The sequence below is a fragment of the Psychrobacter cibarius genome (assembly GCF_904845955.1).
In the GTDB taxonomy this organism is placed as follows: Bacteria; Pseudomonadota; Gammaproteobacteria; order Pseudomonadales; family Moraxellaceae; genus Psychrobacter; species Psychrobacter cibarius_B.
The window spans coordinates 592063-614676 of the sequence record NZ_CAJGYX010000002.1 but is presented as its reverse complement, the minus strand read 5'-3'; the positions used below and the strand labels follow the sequence as shown (position 1 = coordinate 614676).

Sequence of the window (22614 nt, the reverse complement as noted above, 5' to 3'; positions counted from 1 at the left end):
CTTGTTATACAACTTTTCAATAATGGTTATAAATCGAGAACCACTTTAGCAGCAATGGCCAACTGATAAACAATTTGCGATAAGCCACGAGCAATTTCTACGCGCTTGGTTTTGACTTTTGGTAATACCATAATCTCATCGCCTTGCTGGATACGGTAAGCGGTATTGACCACCTCACTGGCGCCATTTTGATGGATAATCAAGATTTCTTTAACATCAGCATTGTCAGAGAAACCGCCTGAATTGGCAACATAATCACCAACGGTATAATCTGGATTAAAGGTCAGCGCGCCTTGTGCTCGTACTTGACCATTAACGGTAATGACAGACGTTTGCGCAGGTATCTCAATGATATCACCTTGCTGTAAGATAATATCCTGCCACGAATTCGGGACGACAACAATTTGACCCGTCGTTTTAACATTACGCGCTTTGGCAACAAACTGCTTAACCAACACTGCATCGTCTTGACGCAGTGCTGCTTCTTCACGAGTGGTTGACTGCGTGGCAAGCGTCAGCTCTTCTAGACGATCGAGCGACTCATTAATCATGCGTTTTTGTTGCTCAGCAACAGACTCACGATAAATGGTCAGATGAGTCAGTTTAGCGAGTGGGCTTGGCTGTAGCTGTGGCACGATGTCCTTTAAGCGAGCACCATATGGTACAACCATGGCACCATTACCCGTATGCGCACCTTTTACTTGCACCGCAATTGTGCCCGCATAGCGATCGGAGGTAACTACCATCTGATCACCATTATAAACAGGCACGTTTTGAGCTTCTGCTAACGAGTAATATTCTGCCGTCTGCGCGCGTCCTGCACTGCGAGTGATACTAACGTTGGTCGCATTTGCTGCTGGATTGGCCACTTGCAATACATCACCAATGGTCAGATCGTTCACATCAAATTCAAAGGTATATTCGTTTTGGACTTGACCGCCTACTTCAAAGGTTTTTTTCTGCGGCGCGACCGTAATCACATCGCCGTCACGAAAAGAGAATGCTTGTAATTTACCCGCTAGTAAAAAATCATACAGGTTGACTTGCTGTAGCATTTGCCCATTACGTTTGATTTGAATATCAATATAACTACCACGTGTTGGGTCAACGCCGCCTGCTCTATCCAAATAAGACAATACAGAGTCTGCTGCTAAACCGCCGTAATAACCAGGTTGTTTAACGAAACCTGTTACAAATATTTTTACTGGCTGTGCTTGCTCTAATGAGGCATAAACGCCAACGTTCGAGCGATAAATACGACTGACAGCACTTTTTACCACATTTTGCAGACTGCCATTTTGCACACCTGAGACACGTACTGGACCGATATTTGGTAAGAAAATATTGCCTTGTGGGTCGACGGTCATGGTAGCCGCATATTGATAAGCGCCCCACATCCGTACTTGGACGTTATCACCCGGGTTGATCACGTAACTGTCATTAAAGGTAGAGCCAGAGGTGGTCGAAAATGCTCCACGGAAGAGCTGCTCACCAAACATCATGTCTTGCGTGTTGATGTCTTGATAGGGGCGCGTGGTATTGATGACTGACTGACTTGGCAAGCTTGAGGCATTAACCGCTTCTTGCGCGGTCGCCTGTCCTGATACACCGCCTGCAAATGCCTGTGTTGAGACATTGATGTTATTGCTGTTTTGGTCTTGACTCATGCTGTTATTGCTGGTGCCAAAGCTAGATCCTGAGATTTGATCAGCATAACTGCCTGCTGCTAGTGCTGATACACTGCTGGCGGCCATGGCCAAACTTAACACTTTTATCACGGTCACAAGAGGACGTGGTTTCATATTCATGAGTGGTATTCCTTTGCTGATCTATCGATCATTACTGATATCTGGTGTGTTAAAACTAGCTACGATGATCACGGACAACCGCCATCACTAGGCGCACAAATCCATAAAGCATCAAAAGTAATGCTAGCGACGTCCAAATAATATAAGCACGGCGTGGATAAGTTGCTTCTTCAGCCTGATATGGTGTTGAGATAACAATCAAATTCTTCATCTTTTTAAAAGCTTCTAAACGTGCCTTCTCAAGTGAAGATAACGACAATTTATAGAGCTCAGTAGCGAAATCAACATCTGCCTTGATAGTCTCAAACTGTACCGCTTGACGGTTTAACTTGGTGGTATTCGGTGATGTCAGTTTGGTTTGCTCTTGGTTGATTTGCTCTTCGACTGCTTTGATCTGGCTTCTTAATGACACTACTTGCGGAGCATCTGGATTTAGATAGCTGAGTAATTGACGCTCTTCGGTACGTAATGAGCTTAATTGCGCTTGCAAACTACCAATCAGCTGATTCACAATTTGAGCATTGGATTGTGGATCGTAAATCTCATTTTCGTTCTGATAGTTTAACAATTTCTCTTTGGCATCATTCAAGCGATCTTGTGATTCATCCAATTGCGTCTCTGCAAATACCAGCTGATCACGAGCCACCTCTTGTGAAATACGGTTGACGAACTGCTCAGACTCATTGAGGATCGTTTTATTCAGCTCAAAAGCATACTTTGGATCAAAGGCTTCTGTCGATACTGACAGCACATAGCTTTGCTCGTCCAGATTGATGTGCACGCGTTTTTTAAAGTACTCAAGTAACTCTTCTTGTGTGGCATCAGGCTCAATCTCATTAAGTGGATCTGAGCCATCGACATGATACGCTTCGCGGAACTTGAACTTATTATCAAGGCGCTTCACCATATCATTGGATAGAATATACTCGGTCAGATAAGTCGCATCTTCTTTACTGGTACTGTTCACACCCAACAAGGCCGACAGTCCACCGCCAGAAGGCACACTGGTATCACTGACTTGTTTGACCACCACATCAGCCGTCGAAATAAACCGCGGATGAGCAATGGTCATGACATAAAATATCACCAATACCCAAGGGAGGACACCAAGCCAATAAACAGCGAGAAGTCAATTATCTTATTTTTTCGCTTTGTGGACATGCTCTTCATATACCTCAATCGCTTCTGTTGTGTCTTCAAAGACGTGTGCTGTTTGATCCATTAGCACAATACCAATGTCACAATTACGCTTAATATCACCGATGTTATGCGATACGATTAAAAACCCTGCTTGTTCACGGCGCGCGGCCAATATCTCTTCACTACGCTTACGAAAAGCCGCGTCCCCAACCGCACCCGCTTCATCAAGCATATAATAATCAAAATCAAAGGCCAAACTTAGCCCAAAGGTTAATCGCGCTCTCATGCCTGATGAATAACTTTTTACCGGCATATCGAAATAGTTTCCGATATCTGCAAACTCTTCCACAAAACGAATTTTTTCGTCAATATAGGAACCGCTTGAATACAGACGGCAAACAAAGCGGACGTTTTGACGACCCGTCAAACTACCTTGGAAACCGCCGGCTACCCCTACTGGCCAAGAAATCGTCGAGTCGGTAATAATCTCTCCGTGATCAGGCTTATCTAGTCCGCAAATAATACGCAGCAAAGTTGATTTACCCGCCCCATTACGACCGAGTAAACCCACACTTTTTTTATCACCAATAGTCAGATTTAGATCTTTAAATAGATAATGCCGACCTTGCTTGGTCATAAAGGATTTAGAAACATTTCTAATTTCAATCATTCATTTACCTGTCGTTATTTAGAACGTATTAAGTCTCTTTCTACTGCTTTATACATCAATAAACCTAAGAAATTGACTGCGACCATCCATTTTAAAAAATACGTTATGTCAATATGATACGCAGGATAAGTAGGAGATAGTGCATTTCTCATTAGTTCAATATTATGGACAAATGGAATATATAATAAATAACTCAGATATGGTTCAGGAATAATATGAATAGAATACATAATTCCAGATACAAAATATAAAATAGTAAAAATCAAACCTATAATTTTGCTGATTTCACCACCATAATAACCGACAACCATCATAATCATCGCTAGACCAAAACCAAATAAGAATAAGGTTAACCAACAAAACAATACTACATTCAAATGTGCAAGGCTGATGGGAATACCAATGAATGCAAGTATGACTAACAACAGTACAAAGGTAAAAAAATAAATCACTAACTCTAAAAATGAGCGGGCAATAATGACGTCAATGTGACGTACTGATCGATACATTAAAAGCCCTTGATTGGCCTCAACTGCTCCTAACGATCGTGTTGCTATGGTACTCATCATACGAAAAGGCACTAGGCCTGCCACCAGAAATAACATGTAATCCATCCCTGGCAGCACACGGGTCATAATAGCGCCAAATACTATCAAATAAATAGCAACTTGGAACAGTATCTCTAGTGGTGCCCACAGATAGCCCAAGCGATAACCACCAAAGCGCGTTTGCAGCTCACGCATGAGCAATGCGTGAAAGGCAGCACCCATGACTTTTAGACCACTGCGATGCTTGATAGGACGATAAGGAGGTAGTTGTACAGACATGGCGTTACAGGACTTTACCGAAAACAGCCCCTATGATAAGTAAGAGGGACATAAGTTACAACAATTAATCTGTACCTAAACAGATAAAGCTATGATTTAGCAAGAAATCAGTAGGTAATTATAATTTTATGGTGCGCATTGAACCATTCACCATATTCTGAAATAATTTATTTCAGGCAAAAAAAAACCAATCAAATAATGATTGGTATTTTTAATATTACAGGTATTGCTAAAAATGGTGGCGATGAAGAGACTTGAACTCTTGACCTCACGATTATGAGTCATGCGCTCTAACCAGCTGAGCTACATCGCCATTTTAGGATGCACATCTTACCCAAGCTGTTGACTGTCGTCAACCCCTATAAGGGCATTTTTTGCAGAAAATATGAAATTTATTCAAATTAGCTGCATTTTTATCACGAACCATAAAAAAGGTTTGGCAAACCGATAAGCCGGGTTCTGTCGTGGACAATCATTCCTCTAGGCGTACAATCGCTCGTACGCTCAAGCAACCTACCCGCATCGAACGCGGGCCGCGCCATGCCGATGCCTATTTGGTCTTGCTACGCGTGGAGTTTACCATGCCGTGAACTGTTGCCAGACACGCGGTGCGCTCTTACCGCACCCTTTCACCCTTACCGATGACATGAACATCTTGCGATACTCATATAAGCCAAAGGCGGTCTACTCTCTGCTGCACTTGTCGTCAAGTTACCCTGCCCAGCCGTTAGCTGGCACGCTGCCCTATGTAGCCCGGACTTTCCTCCCCTGCTCAGTCTGTTGCCAGTGTGCAGCGGCGATTGCCTAGTCTACCAAGCGCGCTAGTATAGCAAACTTATGACAGAGTGCGAACGTCTTTTGGATTTATTTTTAGCATCAGCACAAATAGGTTAAATAAAGTTTATTGGTAAGTTTAAATGGCGATCTTTTAACAGGCTATCATTGGCAAATGTTGCATTTTTCAAATCGGGTAGCTGTAGCCAATGTATCTTTGGATAGTTGCTTTTGAGATAGCTTTGCAAAAACTCTATTGTACTAGTGGCTATCTCTTCATCTGTCTGAGCAGCATCGTCATGGATATGATTATAAATAACGCTATGTACAGATAACCCACGACTCTTTATTGCCTCTAAACTCAGTAACGTATGATTGATACTGCCCAAACGACCAGAAGTGACCAAAACAATCGGATAACCTTGAGCAGCAATATAATCTAAAATTAATAATTGCTCCGTTATTGGTACGAGCAATCCACCAGCACCTTCTAAGAGCACCACATCGTAGCTTTGTTGCAATTGCTGCGTCGCTTTAGTAATCAATTCAGGATTAAGAGTTTGCCCTGCAAGCTTGGCAGATAAATGCGGTGACGCAGGCTTCTCATAACGATATGGACAAGTGGTGAAATTGAGGTCGCAAGGTTGCAACGGAAGGTTCATCAGCTGACGATGGGTAAGGATATCATCAGCAATTCCCATCTCGCCACTATCTAGATTTATTGCGACACCAGTTTGCACCAGCTTTTGGGTAATAACATCAATACCTTGCTGCATAAACGCTTTGGCAAGCAGTCCCGTCGCATAAGTTTTGCCGATGTCGGTATCGATACCGGAGATAAAGAGAACGCTCATTATTGACCTTTTTGCGTTAAATAAATACTGACTACTTTTAACAATGCTTGGCATAGGGTAGCAAGTTCGTCATCTGTAATCACATAAGGCGGCATGATATACACCAATTTACCAAACGGTCTGACCCAAATACTGTTTTCAATCAGCAAGGTTTGAAAGGTCGGCATATCAACCGCTTCATTTAGCTCAATGACGACAACTGCGCCCAGACAGCGTACTTCCTTAACACCGTCTAGCTTTGCTGCTACAGCAAGTTGTTGTTCCATTATTGTTCGGATATTTGCTGTACGCGCTTCAATATCATAGGACAGTATTAAATCAATTGAGGCACAAGCGACGGCACAAGCCAGCGGATTGCCCATAAAGGTCGGACCGTGCATCAGTGCCGGATAATCACTTTGGCTAATGGTATCGGCAATTTCTCGAGTACACAATGTTGCGGCAAATGTCATATAACCGCCAGTTAATGCCTTGCCAATCGTCATGATATCAGGGCTGATACTCGCATGCTCACAAGCGAATAATTTGCCACTACGCCCAAAACCAGTCGCGATTTCATCGGCAATTAGTACTACTTTGTATTTATCACACAATTTGCGAAGCAGCTGCAAATACTGAGGACTATAAAAGCGCATCCCGCCTGCGCCTTGAATAATCGGCTCGATAATAAAACCGGCGAGCTGATGGCTATTTTTATCAAAGAAATCCGTTAATTCATCATATTCAGACTGGCTAATATCACGCTCAAAGCCCATTGGCGGAGCTGGCACAAAATGCTGCATCGGTAACTGTTTACCATACAAGCTGTGCATGCCATTGATAGGGTCGCAGACACTCATCGCATGCCACGTATCACCATAATAGCCAGAATGGGTCGAGGCAAATTGGCACTTTTGCGGACGCTTAGCAGCAATTTGATATTGCAATGCCATTTTTAATGCTACTTCTACCGCAATGCTGCCGCTATCGGCATAAAATATGGCATCCAGTCCAGCAGGCACAATTGACAGCAGTTTTTTGCCCAAATCTATTGCGGGTTGATGGGTCAAACCACCAAACATGACATGCGCCATTTTACCCAACTGCTCAATCATCGCTGCATTCAGCTTGGGATGATTATAGCCATGGACACTCGCCCACCACGATGACATCCCATCGATCAGACGCGTACCATCTTGCGTGACGATATAAATACCATCAGCGTGATCAATCACAATATTAGGATAAGTCGGCGGTAGACTAGCATACGGATGCCAGAGATGTTGTTGGTCAAAGTCGCTTGCTATCTGGTTTGAATTTATCGTCATTACATTGTCCCTAGAGCGCTTTGAACCCCAGTATTATCAATAGTGCGAGCCATTTATTGACCCGTAATGCGTTTGTATTTGGACAACAAATCGCTTTCGGTCTCGACATGCTTGGGATCATGAGGAATACAATCGACTGGGCAAATGACCACGCATTGCGGCTCGTCGAAGTGCCCGACACATTCGGTGCATAAATCAGGGTCAATCACATAAATATCATCGCCTTCTGAGATGGCTTCGTTTGGGCAGGCAGGCTCGCACACATCACAGTTGATGCATTCATCAGTAATTAATAACGCCATAGACTGCTCCTTATATTTTTCTTATAACACTTGTATCGTTGGCTTTGACGATTTCGATGCGTTTAAATATTCGACACATCTTAATTATCAGCAGGTATTTTGCTATTTAAGATTGAGTTTTTCAGCAAAAGCTTGTGACACACATGGTGGGACAAATTTAGTCACATCACCACCGAGTTTGGCGATTTCTCGAATCATCGTCGAGGAGATGAATGAGTAATTCTGCGATGGCGTCAAAAACACCGCTTCAAAGTTTTCATCAAGCTCACGGTTCATATTGGCCAGCTGAAATTCATATTCAAAATCTGACATCGCCCGCAGACCTCGTAAGACAGCAGTGGCATTTTTTTCACGCATAAAGTCAACGAGCAAACCTTCAAAACCCACGACCGATACTTGTGGTAAGTCAGCAAATACCGTCTCGACTAAGGCGACGCGCTCCTCAAAGTTAAATAAAGGCTTTTTATGATGTCCTGAGGCAACCGCAATAACAACCTCATCAAACAGTTTGGTGGCGCGTGTGACCAAGTCCACATGACCATTGGTAATAGGATCAAAGGTACCAGGATATAAAATTCTAGTGTGCAGCTTTGAGGAGTTAGCAGAAGTAGAGTGGCTCATAGCGTGGCTAATAGGGTCAGTAATAGTAGGCTATATGCTAGCAAATTTTGCTCAAACTTAATACTTATCGTCGATGCATTTGTAAATAGTTACCGCCTTAAACTCACTGAATGTACTCCGTCTTCTGTTTGCGCTCGATTGCTGTGTGAACAACTTAAATCACTCCGACTATACTGGCTACATTTGTCCTAATAGCCGACTTACATTTTTGTTAGAGGCTTTGCTACAATAGACGGTTCGACTCATCCATTTTATAAACCAAATAAAAGACAATACCATTTATTGAGTTAGGATGAGGAATCAGTAGGACTAGTCAGATAAGGACTTTGTATTTGTAGGCAGTCCTTATGGAGAAATTATGTCAAAAAAATCAAAAAAACCAGAGAATCAAATTTGTGCCAATAAAAAAGCTCGACACGAGTACTTTATTGAAGAAACGTTTGAGGCAGGATTGTCGTTACAAGGTTGGGAAGTAAAAGCCATTCGCGCAGGCAAAATGACCATTACCGAAGCTTATATTATCTTTCGTAATAATGAGGCATTCTTATTTGGCGCGCATATCCAGCCGCTACTATCCAGCTCGACGCATGTCAGTCCTGATAGTATCCGTACCCGTAAACTGCTGCTTAATCGCCGCGAAATCGAAAAGTTAATGGGTGCAGTCAACCAAAAAGGCTATGCCTGCGTACCATTATCCTGCTATTGGAAAAACTCGCTGGTGAAATGTCAAATTGGCTTGGCACTGGGCAAAAAACAGCACGACAAACGCAAAACGCTTAAAGACCGTGACTGGGAACGTGATAAGCAGCGTGGCTTTAAGAAGGATTTAGATTAAAGCCATCTTTCAACAGATTGGTGTTAATCTTAAAAAAATGGACGACTCAACTTTATGCTGAATCGTCCGTTTTTATTTGTTCAATCAAGGTTACTTATCAACCCTCAAATAACTGGCGCAATCTTTGTCGTTTTTGATTGTTTATGAGCACTGCGTAATTGACGTATACCGTGCATAATCAGACAGACAATACCAAGCCAAATCAAACCATAGCTATAAATCATCGCCGATTGAAATGGATTGCCCAAAACGGTGATTGCCAATATGAATAATAAAGCAGGCTCCAAATAGCTCATCATGCCATAGACGTTGACTGGTAGCATCTGACTGGCATCGACGTTGGTTTTCATCGCCAGCACGCTCATGACACCAAGTCCCGCCAGCATGAGAATAAAAAAGCCGGAACCGCTAACCAAGCTTAGACTACTCGGTGCAATAAAAAATAAATACGCCAAAGCAAACGGTGCAAATATCGTCAAATCAACCAATAACCCAGTAATCGCACCGATACCTTGCAAACGGCGCAAAATATAATAAACAGGATAAGTACCGCAGACCCATAGCGTTGCCCACGAAACGCTTTGCGTACGAATAATTTCACTGCCGACTCCTAATGCGGCAAAGCCAACCGCCAACCATTGCAGACGGCTTAACTTTTCACCAAATAGCACGCAACCAAACACAACCATCATAAGCGGAAATAAAAAGTAGCCCATTGCGGTTTGTACGCCCTGCCCATTGACGGGCGCCCACATAAATAACCAAAACTGACTTAAGAATATCGGTGTGGGCAATAGCAACCACGCCCACTGCTTAACTGTGCGTAGCGCTTTGAGTTTATCGATGTGAAAACCTAAGCGCCCACTGATCAGCAAATATCCCACCAATGCCGCCCACATTGCCAGCATCCGCCAGATAAAGACTTGCGTACCTGATAGCGGCGCTAAAAAGCTGCTGTAAGCATAAAGTACGCCAAATAAAAGGTTCGACAAGATTGCTAGTATGACGCCCAATATTAATGTGCGTTGCTTTGCGCTACCCGCCGTCCAAATCGCTGGCAATGGCAAGCGTGAGACAGTCGTTGCGAGCGTATTTGCGAAGACAGAAGAGAGCATTGAAGTAGACATAAAAGCACCGTAAGTTTAAATAGATATTAGAAAACCAGCTGTGAGCTTTTACTTGTTATGGTTAAGCTTTGGTTGCTAGGCTTTAATTGCTAAGTTTTGATTGTTAAACCTTGATTAATAGCGTCTATTTTACTGAGTTTCGGTGATATATTATTGCTATAAAAATTTATTTATGAACAAATTTATCCTTTATAACCTTTAAAAATAAAGATTTTCTTAAATTTTGACTTATAGTGATAATAATTATAAAAGATTCAGTGAATGAAACGCTTTCTAAAAGAGAGAACACCATGAGCCAAGTTTTAGATGATATCGATAAAGCGATTTTAAATTTATTACAAGACGATGCGTCCTTGCCATTAAAAACCGTGGCAGAACAAGTGCATGTGTCTATTGCGACGGCTCAACGCCGCATCCAAGCATTAATCAGCAATGGCGTCATTACCAAGCAAGTTGCTATCGTTGACCCAAATAAGGTGGGTTACGGACTGACCGCGGTGGTGATGATAGAGATGGCGCGCTCAAATACCTCGATGCAACGTCGGTTTGAGCGCTTGATGAATACACAGCCACAGGTGATGAGCTGTTATGAGGTATCAGGTGATGCGGATTTTATGTTGATGGTCAATGCCAAAAATATGAGCGACTACCATCGATTCACGACTGGTTTGCTCACCTATGAGAATAATGTGCGCAACTTTAAAAGCCAATTTGTGATGAACTTCACTAAAAGTGGTACAAAGATTTTGCTCGATTAATTTGGTTATGAAAACTGCTTGGCTGTTTAATTAAAAGTAGATAAGTCGCGGTCAAACAAGGTACGATATCAACGAAAGTTTGGCAGTAAATAATAGATGCCGCACCAGTAGTCCATCGCCTAGTAGACAAGGAAGCCTTACCATGACTAAAAACACCCGTACCATTAGAAAAGAAGAAAGTAATAATCCAGTACTAAAAGCATTAAGCTTTAAAACAGTGATGGCCAGTGCATCGCTTGCGGCATTGCTCGCCAGCTCTGGCTGTGCAACCAGTTCATTATTAGACAGTGACAATCGAGTCAACACCACAACGACTAAACACGTTTTGTCTGAAGATCAAATCGTGGCTTTTGGTCGCCCTGCACAAGCATTACCCAAAATGCCAAATGCGACGATGGTTATCGTTGGCGAAAAGAACAGCTATGTGCTGACCCAAGGTGGGACAGAGATGGTGAATTTACTGACCAATTTGACACCAAAAAATATCCAAGTCGATAATGAGATGAATTTTTATGTGCCTAATAATGATGGCTACTTTCAGGGAGAGATGAAGCTGTCTTATGCCAAACTAAAAGATGAATTTAAACGTTCTGACTATCAGTTCTTTTTGCAAAACAACGGCAAAGAATGTACCTCAACCAGTGACCAGCGTATCAATGCTCAGCGCTTTTGCTTTAGCGTTCCTGTCAAAGGCGCTATTTATCCGCAAGTGAGTAATCTCAGCTTAATCCAATCCAATTATCGCCCTTTAACTAAGCCTTATACGGTGAGCTTTTATACCCAAAGTCAGCAAAATCAAGTGTCTCGTAGTGGCGCAAATACGGCTCAGAAGCTGGTTTTATTGCCTTTTGCGCTTGCTTTTGACGTGGTTACTTTCCCATTTCAATTATTAGAGCAGTAAATCCTTACTATAAACGATGATTTGGAATAAAGATGCGCTTAGTTTCTACAAGCCTTTTTATTCATAGATTACTTAAACTATCAATAACTTATCGCTAATCGTTTATGACATCATGAAGACAATTCATGTTAAAATGAGCGCTTTTAAATGAGCCGTTAATATTTTTAATGAATAACGGCTTTTTTTAGTACCATTTTTCTAATTAACAGGTCCGCTCATGTCTGCCGATACCATCGCCCGCACCGCCTTTAAACAAGGCACCAAACCACTTTACGACTACGACAAACATTGGGCAAGCTGTTACGAGCCTGCGCCTTATTTGCCAATGAGCCGCAAAGAGATGGACGATTTGGGCTGGGATGCCTGTGATGTCATCATCATTTCAGGCGATGCTTATGTCGATCATCCAAGCTTTGGTATGGCGATTATCGGTCGTCTACTAGAGTCACAAGGCTTTCGTGTGGGTATCATTGCTCAGCCCGATTGGAAGAGCAAAGACGCCTTTATGGAATTGGGCAAACCTGTCTATGCTTACGGCGTGACCGCAGGCAACATGGACAGCATGATCAACCGCTATACCGCCGATCGCAAGATTCGTAGCGATGATGCGTACTCGCCGGGCAACGTGGCAAATAAACGCCCTGACCGCGCCGCTATCGTCTATAGCCAGCGCTGCCGCGAAGCTTATCCTGATGTGCCAATTATCTTAGGCGGTATCGAAGGCAGCCTACGCCGTATCGCTCATTATGATTACTGGTCGGATAAAGTCCGCCGTAGTATCTTGATGGATGCCCGTGCCGATGTTTTATTGTACGGTAATGCTGAGCGCGCCATCGTCGATGTGGTACATGGTCTGTCAAAAGGCTACAGCTTTGAGCAAATGAGCAAATTGCGCGGTACCTCATATCTATTGACGCCAACGCGCCGCCATTGGCAAGACGATATGACCGAAGTTGCTAGTAATGACGTCGATACCGTGGGCCGTGTTGACCCGATTATCAATCCGTATGTGATGACCGAAGACGTGGATCAATGCTCAATCGAGCAAGACAAACCCAGCGATTCACCGGTTGGGCAAGCGCTCTCAGGAATGGCTTCACAGTATCCGGGCTTTGTGTCTGAACCAGTTGCCAATAAAATTCTAAATGCTGAGCAAGTTGACGAAGAAACGCAAGTGGTGCAAATGCGTGGTTTTGACAAGCCAATGACGGCGCGTAAGCATAAAATAAAAATGCCGCCACGTAAAAAGACGGTCATTCGTCTGCCTGATTATGAGCACGTCAAATCTGACCCTGTGCTCTATGCTCATGCCAGCCGTATCTTACATCTTGAGACCAATCCGGGTAATGCCCGTGCCCTCGTGCAACGTCATAGTAGCGGCGCTGGTAACTCACACACCTCCATCGATGTCTGGCTCAATCCACCACCGATTCCGCTCTCGACCGAAGAGATGGATTACGTATTTGACTTGCCGTACGCACGTTTGCCGCATCCAAGCTATGGCGATGCACGCATCCCTGCTTATGACATGATTAAGTTTTCGGTCAATATCATGCGCGGCTGTTTTGGTGGTTGTACTTTCTGCTCAATCACTGAGCACGAAGGACGCATTATCCAAAACCGCTCGGAAGAATCTATCCTACGAGAAGTCGAAGCGATTCGTGATACCGCACCTAACTACACTGGCGTTATCTCTGACCTTGGCGGGCCAACGGCCAATATGTATCGTCTGAGCTGTAAAGACGAGACCATTGAAAAGAATTGCCGTAAGCCATCTTGTGTCTATCCTGACGTCTGTGAAAACCTAATTACCGATCACAGTAATTTGACCAAACTATATCGCAAAGCCCGTGATATCAAAGGCGTGAAAAAGATTCTTATCGCCTCTGGCTTGCGTTATGACTTAGCGGTGAAAGACCCAGAATACGTCAAAGAATTGGTCAGCCATCATGTCGGTGGTTATCTAAAAATTGCACCTGAGCATTCAGAAGAAAACGTCTTATCGAAAATGATGAAGCCGGGTATGGGCAGCTATGATAAATTCAAAGCCATGTTTGAGCAGTACAGCCAAGAAGCTGGCAAAGAGCAATATCTGATTCCTTACTTTATTGCCGCGCATCCGGGTACGAAAGATGAGGATATGATGAACCTTGCGCTGTGGCTAAAAAGCCATGGCTACCGCGCTGACCAAGTGCAAGCGTTTTATCCTAGCCCGATGGCGACAGCGACCACCATGTATCACACGCACAAAGATCCACTGCATAAGATCAGCCGTGATGAAGGTGACATGGATATCGTCAAATCTGGTAAGCAGCGCAAATTGCATAAAGCGTTCTTGCGCTATCATGATCCAAAAAACTGGGTATTATTGCGTAAAGCTCTGCAAGATATGGGTCGTGGCGATTTGATCGGTAAAAATCGTGGCTGCTTAATCCCGCCGTTCAACGCCAGTTTAGAAGGGCGCGATGCGGCACAAGACAGCTATCAATCAGCGCGTAAAAAGAACAGCCGCTTGGGTAATGATTCGGTGAAGCGTAATAATAATTCGTCAATCAATGGCGCATCCGCTAAAGGCGCTGCGGGTCAAAACACAGTCAGCAAAAACACCAAAAAGCGCGTAAGCAAAGGCAATTTCCAAACCCAGCATACTGGTCTACCGCCGCGTAAAACCAAGTAGTTAAAGCCCTGTATCTCAGTGCTTTAACTACAGATGCTTAAATGAGTGACGAACACTTATTTAAGCTCATCAAAAAGCGTCTATCGGTCAAAATATCGATAGACGCTTTTTCCTTTGAAGCGGTTTATTTTTAATAAATGCATAATCAAAGCTCAAATACCGACCAAAACGTACCAAATGATGCGTTACATTAGTCAGTGATTAAGTAACTTAATGAACACGTAACAAACAATTTCTAACATTCTTCAAGCGCTGTTTTCGTTACCATATGCGCTATATGCTTAACGCATTGTTAAAAATAAATACATTAAGATTTTTATATCTTTGGAGAATGCCATGAACACCCTAACCAAATTTGCTGTTGCGCTACCTACCCTTGCCTTATTAAGTGCTTGTGCGACCACGGCTCCTACTACGCCAAATGCATCAAACACGCCTGCATCAGAAAGCGTCACCGATGCCGCTTATGATCGTATGGCACCAGCACCTTATACCTGTACTGACGACAGCACCATCATGGCTAAACAATCTATTAATAAAAAACAAGTGATGCTCAATGCGACCTTGCCTAAAGTAAAATGGGCTGAGCAACCAATCATCTTAAATGGTGATGTGCAAGGTGATACCGCAAGTTACGTTAATGAGTCAAACCCAGAAGCTGTCTATGCATGGCACATGAAAGGCGACAAAGGTATTTTTGCCATCAAATGGGCAAACGGTAAAGAATATCAAGTAAACTGCCAAATCTAATTTGCTAGCTATAAACAGTCTGCCAGTTGTAAAAAACTAGCTACTTATAAAAAACAGTCATCATAGGATGGCTGTTTTTTTGTGTGTTGATTAAGCAATAATGGCGCTGAATACCTGTATAAAAACTGACATCAAAACCATAGATTTAGGTAAAGCGTTGATTAGAATGAACGGTTTGCTGCTTTTGTCTAGAGAAGCATCAAGAAACCTGTCAAAATAGCGCTGATAGGATATTGTTTATGATTAATAATACTAAGGATACGTCGATGGCTAAGCGCCTAATGAATATGATGATCATCGCTACTACTAGCCTGTGGGCACTGGCAGGCTGCGACAACAGTGCTGAAACTGCCGCTCAAGCTTCTGAGCCAGTGGTGGCGACCGCAGACTCATCAACGACAGCCACTAAGACTATCGACTGGTCTATCATGGCGAGCGGTGAAAAGCCCGCTGACCCTGCCAATTATCAATATCCGTTTGCGCTTGATAGCCAAAATGTCCGTGATTATGCAGAGTATTTCAAAGTGGATAATGCGACGGCTCAGCATAATCTAACGGTGAGCATGGCGAGTAATGAGGCACTATCGAAAGCCTTGGATCAGCTGAGTGAAAGCTATGTCTCTCATGAGCTAACTGATGGAAATGAGATGAAACTCATTATTCATACTACGCCTGATATCGCTGCCAGTAGCTATGATTACGTGCTGTCCGATGACTTTGCCAAAGGGTTGGTATTACCGATTGAGATTAAACCTGATGGTAAGAAAAGTGAAGCGAAGGCGCATGGGGAGATGGCGGAGTAGAAGTTGATAGCGTGTGTTTTTATTTATATGACACACGCTACTAAAAAATATTAGGTCTGGCGATATGGATTGTTTGAGAGTTCGATTTTTACATTAGTATTACAAAGTAGCTTAGCTAAGTACGGTTGATATTGAGTAGCGGCTGGTGCAATATATATTTTGTCAAGATTGTCTCTTACATCCGCTTCATATTCAACATATAAAAACTTGCCAAACTCCATTTTCACTTTTTCATCGTCAAGCGAAGTCATATAAACCATACGGCACTCTTGCTCTTCTTGAAATGCTGAATGTTTGATAAGGTATTTCAGAGGTAAAAGAATTTCGTTTAATAGAACTTCTATCTTACCTGACAAGCTTGCGTTTTTTTTCTCAATCTCAATCACTTCTTCAGTAATAGCTCTATAATCACTTTGAAGATCTATAAAGACACTTTTAAAATCTTCAGTTTTTTTATCAATAAAGCTTTTGTAGCTTTTCCACTCGTGTTCAGCTTTACTTATACTTTCACTTCCTATCTGCACAGATTCATCATTAAATTCCCGAAAAAACGTTAGTCGATTACGCTGAGCTAAATGAATATAGTCGGAAGTAGGATCAAGATAAACACACCTCATTACTGGCTGCTTTTCTATTTTTTCTTCACTTAAATCAATTTCAGTTGCTTTTTTAAGTAAGTTAGAGCCAGTAATACTCGATCTATCTTCAAAAAGCACATATGACAATCCTCCGATAAAATTGTATTTTTGAAAAAAATCTTTTTCGAAAACTAAGCTAATTCCAGAAGCCTCTTTATTACCTTGCTTGCCGTAGAGTCTGAATTGATTCAAGCTATCGTGATTAAAAGTGAAGCAACTAATAAAAGCATGTAAATTTTCATCAAATTGAGATTTATATGATAACTCCTTCTTGACTCCTTTCAGATAATTTAAAAGAAGTTTACCCTCACTAGGATCGTTTACATTATTTATAGTGTTCAGTCTAAATGAACTTGGAAGTTTTTTATTCTTATCATTAGCTAGTAATAAATTGGTTGTGTCAGTCCCTGTGTAATGAGCTAGTTTGCGCTCTACAGGTTTATCCTCAGTTAATCTGTGGCTAAAATCCACTTTAAGTATCTCAATAACCTTAGAAATATTAATAAGTAGTAGTAACAAATTATTTCCAATACTCTTGGTAGAATCCTGTCTAATTAACCTACAAATTTTAGCCAAACAAAGTCTCTCGTATTGATACGCGTCTACAATTTTCTTGAGTGCATTTTCAGCCTTATCAATATTTTGATACTGTGTGTCTTCCATAGATACCGTACAGATATTATATTGAGCAAGATTGAATATTTCTAAGGAATTTTCAGATTTTATTCTTCCCCATATATCTAAAGCTTCATTAGTATTCCCTTTTCTATTTAACCTAACACCTAAGTTGAATTGTGCACGTTCGTAGACCTCAGGGTCATCATTCTTTTCTATGCTACTCCATGCCTTATCAGCATCTTCTTCATTACCTTCTTTGATGAGAAGATTAGCCATGTTGGATTGTGCCTTAGCATAAGCTTCCTTATTAGCGTTTTGCTTAACATTATTCCAAGCTATTTTCGCCTCTTCAGCTCTACCTGCATCGGCTAATATAACGCCAATATTGTATTGTGCCCTAGCATATACGTCTGGAACATCGTCCTCTCCTATTCTCGACCATATCTTTAGAGCTTCGCTAGTATTACCTTGTTCATCATAAACAGTAGCAATATTATATTGTGCTTTTTTATAATGTTCTCTTTTGTCCTGAGGCTTAATTAATTTACTAACTCTAACAGCTTCGTCAAGCAATCCATTCTTATAGAATATTTCAGCCAATTTTCTCTGAGAAAGTGAGAATTGCTCATCACTTTCGCTCTCACGCGTCACTTTCATCAACTCTTCAATTTCTTTCTGAGTGGCTTCATCCAAGCCTTCCAAATCATCAATATTCATACTTTACCCACCAACCAACGCCAAAAACTCGCCCTCACTCACCACTTTCACGCCCAACTTCTCAGCTTTCGCCATTTTTGAGCCAGCTTTTTCGCCTGCCAATAATGCCGTGGTTTTCGCGGAGATACTGCCTGATACTTTGGCACCAAGCGCTTGCAGTTTAGCTTTGGCTTCATCACGCGCCATGCTATCTAGCGCACCTGTGATCACCCATGTTTGCCCATCGAGTGGCAATCCTTCTGACGCGACTTGCTCAACCTTATCCCAATGCACGCCAGCTTCTCGCAATGCCGTGATGACTTCGATATTATGCGGTGCGCGGAAGAATTTATAAGCAAGTTCAGCGGTGATCGCGCCCACGTCAGGCGTTTGCAGTAGCTTATCGATATCAGCAGCCATCAAGCTATCGAGGTCGCCAAATTGCTGCGCCAAATTCTGCGCCGTCGTCTCACCGACACCGCGAATACCCAGCGCATAGATAAAGCGCGCGAGTGTCGTATGCTTACTGGCTTCGATAGCACTGAGGATATTCTGTACTGATTTTTCGCCTAATTTCTCAAGCGTAATCAGCTCGTCTTGATGATTGTGCAATTGATAAATATCGGCGACAGTCTTGACCAAGCCGTGCTCAAAAAAGCTAATCAACCAACTTGCGCCTAAGCCATCGATATCCATTGCCCGACGCGAGACAAAGTGGATGAGCGCTTCGACCTGCTGCGCGGGACAAAATAGCCCACCAGTGCAACGCGCCAACGCTTCATCTTTGGGCAACACCACAGGCGAGTCACATACTGGGCAGGTCGATGGCAATGTAACGGGTTCAGAATTTTCTGGACGCTGATCTGTCCAAACACGGGTCACTTTAGGAATCACATCGCCTGCACGGTGAACGCTGACCATATCGCCTGCGCGCACATCCAAGCGCTGAATCTCGCCAAAGTTATGCAAGGTGACATTGCTGACCGTGACGCCGCCGACTTTCACAGGTTCTAATTTGCCAACAGGCGTAATCGCGCCAGTGCGTCCGACTTGCCATTCGATAGCATGCAAGCGTGTCATGACCGTTTCGGCAGGGAATTTATAAGCGGTTGCCCAGCGCGGCTCTCGCGATAAAAAACCAAGCTGCTGCTGCAACGCCAAGCTATTGACCTTGATGACCATGCCATCAATCTCAAACGGCAGCTCGCCACGTGTTTCCTTTACCGATTCATAATAAGCTTGAGCCTCGCGTGGATTTTGTACCACCTCAACTGCACTGACGGTAAAGCCAATGGTCTTTAGCCATGCAAGCGCTGCTGATTGGGTTTTGATATGTTCAGGTAACCCTTGATTGACTGAATAACAGTAAAATGCGAGCGGACGGCTAGCAGCAATGGCGGGATCTAGCTGACGTAAGCTTCCAGCAGCGGCATTGCGTGGATTGGCAAAAGTTTTGTCGCCCTTTTCTTTAGCAAGGCGATTCAAACGCTCAAAGCCCGCTTTCGGCATCAAAACTTCACCGCGCACTTCTAATAATGGAATATCGCTTGCAGCCGCGAGCCAAAGTGGCAAATTGCGAATGGTTTTGGCATTTTGGGTAATGTCTTCGCCCGTTTGCCCATCACCGCGTGTCACCGCTTGGACAAACTTGCCATAAGCATATTTGAGTGACACCGCCAAGCCATCTAGCTTTAGCTCCATCTCGTATTCAGGGTTTTGCTGTGCATCGTTGAGGCGATCATTCACGCGGCGCATAAAGCCATGTAATTCATCATAATCAAAGACATTGCCAAGCGAGAGCATGGGAATATCATGAGTGACTTGGGTAAAAGCCGATAGCGCCATGTCGCCAACTTGGTTAATTGGGCTGTCTGGCTGTACCAAATCCGGATATTGTTCTTCAAGCGCCAATAAAGAGCGACGCAACTGATCGTATTCGCTGTCTTCTAAAATGGGATTATCAAGCACATAGTAGGCATAATTGTGCTGCTTAAGCGCATCGATAAACGTGCGCATCTGGGTGACGATAGCATCATTCTTTTTTATAGGATTGGCAGTATTAATGTCTTTATTAATGTCTTTATTAATGTTTTTAGAGGTAAGCGGTGAGATAGGGTCAGTCATAGTCGGCGTCTTTTTCTTTGCAATTCAAGATGCCGATATGATAACAATTTTGTAGGATGCTCGGATATAGTCGTTCCTATATAAATTAGATACTGTGTCAGGCTCGCTCAGTCTACTATATGTAGTACTTTCACTCACCTTCCTTGTATAGTCTAATCCAAATAAAACCGATACAATCCTATTAACAATTGCATTTAATGAAATAAACGATGACTTATTCAATAGACTATCGCAAGCAGGTACTTTCTAGCATCGCTAATGGTATGACCATACGTGAAGCTTCCCTGTTTTATGGACTTAGCACCAGCACCATTCACAGCTGGCAGCAGAATTTAGCCCCTAAAACAACCAGAAATAAAGCACCGACTAAAATACCTGATGACGCATTGATTGAAGACGTAAGAAGATTCCCTGATGATTATAACTACGAAAGAGCTCGTCGATTAAATTGTAGTAAAACGGGCATCTTCAATGCTCTAAAGCGTCTTGGCATCAGTCAAAAAAAAGACACTGGAGCATCCAAAAGCATGTCTGATAAAGAGAGCTCAGTATCAGAGTAGGCTTAGTAGCTTTATGCAGCAAGGTTATCCCATAGTATATATGGATGAAAGTGGCTTTGAGGCTGAAACTATCAGACCTTATGGCTATGCACCGATTGGAACCCCTTGTATTGATAGCTACAACTGGCAAGCAAAAAAACGTACCAACGTCATCGGTGCTCTCTATGAGAAAGTACTGTTTGCGCTTGATTACTTTGAACAGAATATCAACAGCCATATATTTTATGACTGGTGCAAGTTCACGCTTATTCCAAGTCTCAAGACTAAATGCGTGATTGTCATGGATAATGCTCGGTTTCATAAAAATAAGCGTATTCAGAGATTACTGAACAGGCATGGCCATCGCATTCTATGGCTGCCACCCTACAGTCCTGATCTCAACCCCATTGAAAAGAAGTGGGCACAAGCAAAGTTTTTACGCCAAGGTTGGATGGAGAATAATCTGCCTAAACTATTTCATGATATAGGTTGTATCGATTTTATAACGACTTAACTATATCTAAATTATCTTGAACCGACTCTAGCATTTTGCAGAAAACTAATTCTGTTGAAAACCAAGTTTATAGAAAATCAGGCTAATAAAAAACGCGTCAACCAAAAACTAAAAAAGGCAAATAACGTCAAGCGCTATTTGCCTTTTAGAATACTGCTAATATGAATCAGCTTTTATTAATCAAGCTGTATTAATACATTAAAACTAACCTTCATAATCGCGAACTTGATTACGCAGCTGTTGCTTATATTCAGGGGTGATTGGTTCGTTCTCTTCATCGAGCATAATGGCATCCAAATCGCTTGCCATCATATAAGCAATACTCATCATACTATCAAAGCTACGCAGCGCTTGCGGATGCGGCAACGACAAAAACACCACCACGCCGTTATACGTATTGGTCGCCACGCTATGCGGGTCAAAAGGTGCGATGCCACTATCAGTAATGCCCATCATGCTAAACCAGAGCATACCAGTGCCGTCTTTTTGCTCATAACGATGGAACATATTCATCGCGCCATAGCGCAGACCATACTTATCAATTAATGCCAATAAATCACGACCACGGATAATTGCGGCTGGACGGTCGCGATATTGATGCGGCAAGATAGTGATATTAATGTTGTCTTTGGCATTGATGAGTGGACCGTTTTGCGCTTCATCCACTGGCTCTGAGAGATGCTGATCGAGTATCGGACTGTTATTATCGAAGCTTGGCTCGTCTGCGGTATCAATAGAGGGCATCAAGCTGTCAGTTGCCGACATCAAGCTTGAAAACGCATCCTGCTCTTGCTCGATATGCCTTTGCTCAGCGGCTTCTGCAAACTCGCTGTTGTCAGCACGCTGCTGCTCTGCTTGCCAGCGCACATAGTCAGCATCATCTATTGTGCCAGTATCGGTTTCAGTATCGCTATCATTAACATCCGCATGCCCAGCTGTCAGCTGCGTATCAACATGGGTATGAGGTTGGGTCAAAAGCTCGTCTTCGACCACCGCATTTAGATAACTGCGATCAGGGGCGATACTTGTTTCGCCAGCGACTGTATCATCCAAGTCTGGCTGATCGACGATATTGCGTTCATGGCGCGGTATGATAGGAATACCGTTTTTATCATAATTGACCGCTACCGCTTCAGCATTGCTGCGGCGCTTAAAGCTACGAATGACCATAAATAGCCCTGCAAGCATGATAAATGCGGCAATGGCAATCAATATAAACTGAATAGCGGTCATAAGAGATACATCCTAATATATGACAAAAGGGAATACATAAGAGGGAATAAATGGCAATAGTCTAGCATGGCTAATGAATATCGTCACCATATAGTCAT

At 42.9% G+C, this 22614-nt stretch carries 20 protein-coding genes, 1 tRNA gene and 1 other RNA gene; 8 read left to right on the top strand and 14 right to left on the bottom strand.

The genetic code is table 11. The annotated features are described in order from the left end of the window. Positions 1–26: 26 nt before the first annotated feature. From JMV76_RS06070 to coaD, 10 genes are all read right to left on the bottom strand, one after another. Entirely contained in the window at positions 27–1808 is a 1782-nt protein-coding gene (locus JMV76_RS06070) for a polysaccharide biosynthesis/export family protein (RefSeq protein WP_201501978.1), read from the bottom strand. Positions 1809–1863: 55 nt separating this feature from the next. After that, entirely contained in the window at positions 1864–2880 is a 1017-nt protein-coding gene (locus JMV76_RS06065; RefSeq protein ID WP_201501977.1) for a capsule biosynthesis protein, read from the bottom strand. A 66-nt stretch (positions 2881–2946) separates the two neighbouring features. Continuing rightward, entirely contained in the window at positions 2947–3618 is a 672-nt protein-coding gene (locus JMV76_RS06060) for an ABC transporter ATP-binding protein (RefSeq protein WP_201501976.1), read from the bottom strand. A 14-nt stretch (positions 3619–3632) separates the two neighbouring features. Next, the gene (locus JMV76_RS06055) at positions 3633–4445 is read right to left on the bottom strand and encodes an ABC transporter permease (RefSeq protein ID WP_201501975.1); all 813 of its coding nucleotides are present in this window, start codon (positions 4443–4445) and stop codon (positions 3633–3635) included. A gap of 236 nt (positions 4446–4681) precedes the next feature. Continuing rightward, a tRNA-Met gene (locus JMV76_RS06050) sits at positions 4682–4758 on the bottom strand. Between the two features lie 119 nt (positions 4759–4877). Next, positions 4878–5261: RNase P RNA component class A (gene rnpB, locus JMV76_RS06045), an RNA gene on the bottom strand. Between the two features lie 74 nt (positions 5262–5335). After that, on the bottom strand, positions 5336–6073 hold the full coding sequence (gene bioD, locus JMV76_RS06040) for a dethiobiotin synthase (protein ID WP_374190044.1): 738 nt from the start codon (positions 6071–6073) through the stop codon (positions 5336–5338). Beyond that, a complete protein-coding gene (gene bioA, locus JMV76_RS06035) occupies positions 6073–7359 on the bottom strand; it encodes an adenosylmethionine--8-amino-7-oxononanoate transaminase (RefSeq protein WP_374190049.1) in 1287 nt (428 codons plus the stop codon). Before bioA ends, bioD begins: the two co-directional genes overlap by 1 nt. A gap of 74 nt (positions 7360–7433) precedes the next feature. Further along, the gene (locus tag JMV76_RS06030) at positions 7434–7682 is read right to left on the bottom strand and encodes a YfhL family 4Fe-4S dicluster ferredoxin (RefSeq protein WP_060490412.1); all 249 of its coding nucleotides are present in this window, start codon (positions 7680–7682) and stop codon (positions 7434–7436) included. Positions 7683–7784: 102 nt separating this feature from the next. Beyond that, entirely contained in the window at positions 7785–8303 is a 519-nt protein-coding gene (gene coaD, locus JMV76_RS06025; protein WP_060490411.1) for a pantetheine-phosphate adenylyltransferase, read from the bottom strand. Positions 8304–8661: 358 nt separating this feature from the next. Here coaD and smpB point away from each other — a divergent pair, with 358 nt between their 5' ends. Next, entirely contained in the window at positions 8662–9138 is a 477-nt protein-coding gene (gene smpB, locus JMV76_RS06020) for an SsrA-binding protein SmpB (protein ID WP_011512728.1), read from the top strand. 104 nt (positions 9139–9242) lie between these two features. Here the strand turns inward: smpB and rarD are convergent, their stop codons facing one another. Next, positions 9243–10265 (bottom strand): EamA family transporter RarD, encoded by a 1023-nt coding sequence (gene rarD, locus JMV76_RS06015; protein WP_265090275.1) that lies wholly within the window; start codon positions 10263–10265, stop codon positions 9243–9245. Positions 10266–10555: 290 nt separating this feature from the next. On the opposite strand from rarD, the gene JMV76_RS06010 reads away from it, so the two are divergent. From JMV76_RS06010 to JMV76_RS05990, 5 genes are all read left to right on the top strand, one after another. After that, positions 10556–11023, top strand: a complete 468-nt coding sequence (locus tag JMV76_RS06010; RefSeq protein WP_201501973.1) for an Lrp/AsnC family transcriptional regulator — start codon at positions 10556–10558, stop codon at positions 11021–11023. A gap of 142 nt (positions 11024–11165) precedes the next feature. Beyond that, the gene (locus JMV76_RS06005; protein ID WP_227690135.1) at positions 11166–11924 is read left to right on the top strand and encodes a hypothetical protein; all 759 of its coding nucleotides are present in this window, start codon (positions 11166–11168) and stop codon (positions 11922–11924) included. Between the two features lie 217 nt (positions 11925–12141). Further along, the gene (locus JMV76_RS06000) at positions 12142–14601 is read left to right on the top strand and encodes a YgiQ family radical SAM protein (protein WP_201501972.1); all 2460 of its coding nucleotides are present in this window, start codon (positions 12142–12144) and stop codon (positions 14599–14601) included. Between the two features lie 336 nt (positions 14602–14937). Then, the gene (locus tag JMV76_RS05995) at positions 14938–15351 is read left to right on the top strand and encodes a hypothetical protein (RefSeq protein WP_045443583.1); all 414 of its coding nucleotides are present in this window, start codon (positions 14938–14940) and stop codon (positions 15349–15351) included. A gap of 239 nt (positions 15352–15590) precedes the next feature. After that, positions 15591–16154: a hypothetical protein gene (locus tag JMV76_RS05990; protein ID WP_227690133.1), complete on the top strand. Its 564-nt coding sequence runs from the start codon at positions 15591–15593 to the stop codon at positions 16152–16154. Positions 16155–16204: 50 nt separating this feature from the next. Here the strand turns inward: JMV76_RS05990 and JMV76_RS05985 are convergent, their stop codons facing one another. Beyond that, entirely contained in the window at positions 16205–18127 is a 1923-nt protein-coding gene (locus JMV76_RS05985) for a tetratricopeptide repeat protein (protein ID WP_201501971.1), read from the bottom strand. Positions 18128–18130: 3 nt separating this feature from the next. Then, entirely contained in the window at positions 18131–20230 is a 2100-nt protein-coding gene (gene ligA, locus JMV76_RS05980) for an NAD-dependent DNA ligase LigA (RefSeq protein ID WP_201501970.1), read from the bottom strand. A gap of 209 nt (positions 20231–20439) precedes the next feature. On the opposite strand from ligA, the gene JMV76_RS14810 reads away from it, so the two are divergent. Both JMV76_RS14810 and JMV76_RS05975 read left to right on the top strand, forming a co-directional pair. Beyond that, positions 20440–20790 carry an IS630 transposase-related protein gene (locus tag JMV76_RS14810; protein WP_227690088.1) on the top strand — a complete coding sequence of 117 codons (351 nt, stop codon included), beginning with the start codon at positions 20440–20442 and terminating at the stop codon, positions 20788–20790. A gap of 13 nt (positions 20791–20803) precedes the next feature. Further along, complete coding sequence (locus tag JMV76_RS05975; protein ID WP_265090271.1) at positions 20804–21283, top strand: IS630 family transposase; 480 nt, start codon at positions 20804–20806, stop codon at positions 21281–21283. Between the two features lie 204 nt (positions 21284–21487). On the opposite strand, the gene JMV76_RS05970 is transcribed toward JMV76_RS05975, so the two are convergent. Next, positions 21488–22516, bottom strand: a complete 1029-nt coding sequence (locus JMV76_RS05970) for a cell division protein ZipA (RefSeq protein WP_201501969.1) — start codon at positions 22514–22516, stop codon at positions 21488–21490. Between the last annotated feature and the right edge of the window lie 98 nt (positions 22517–22614).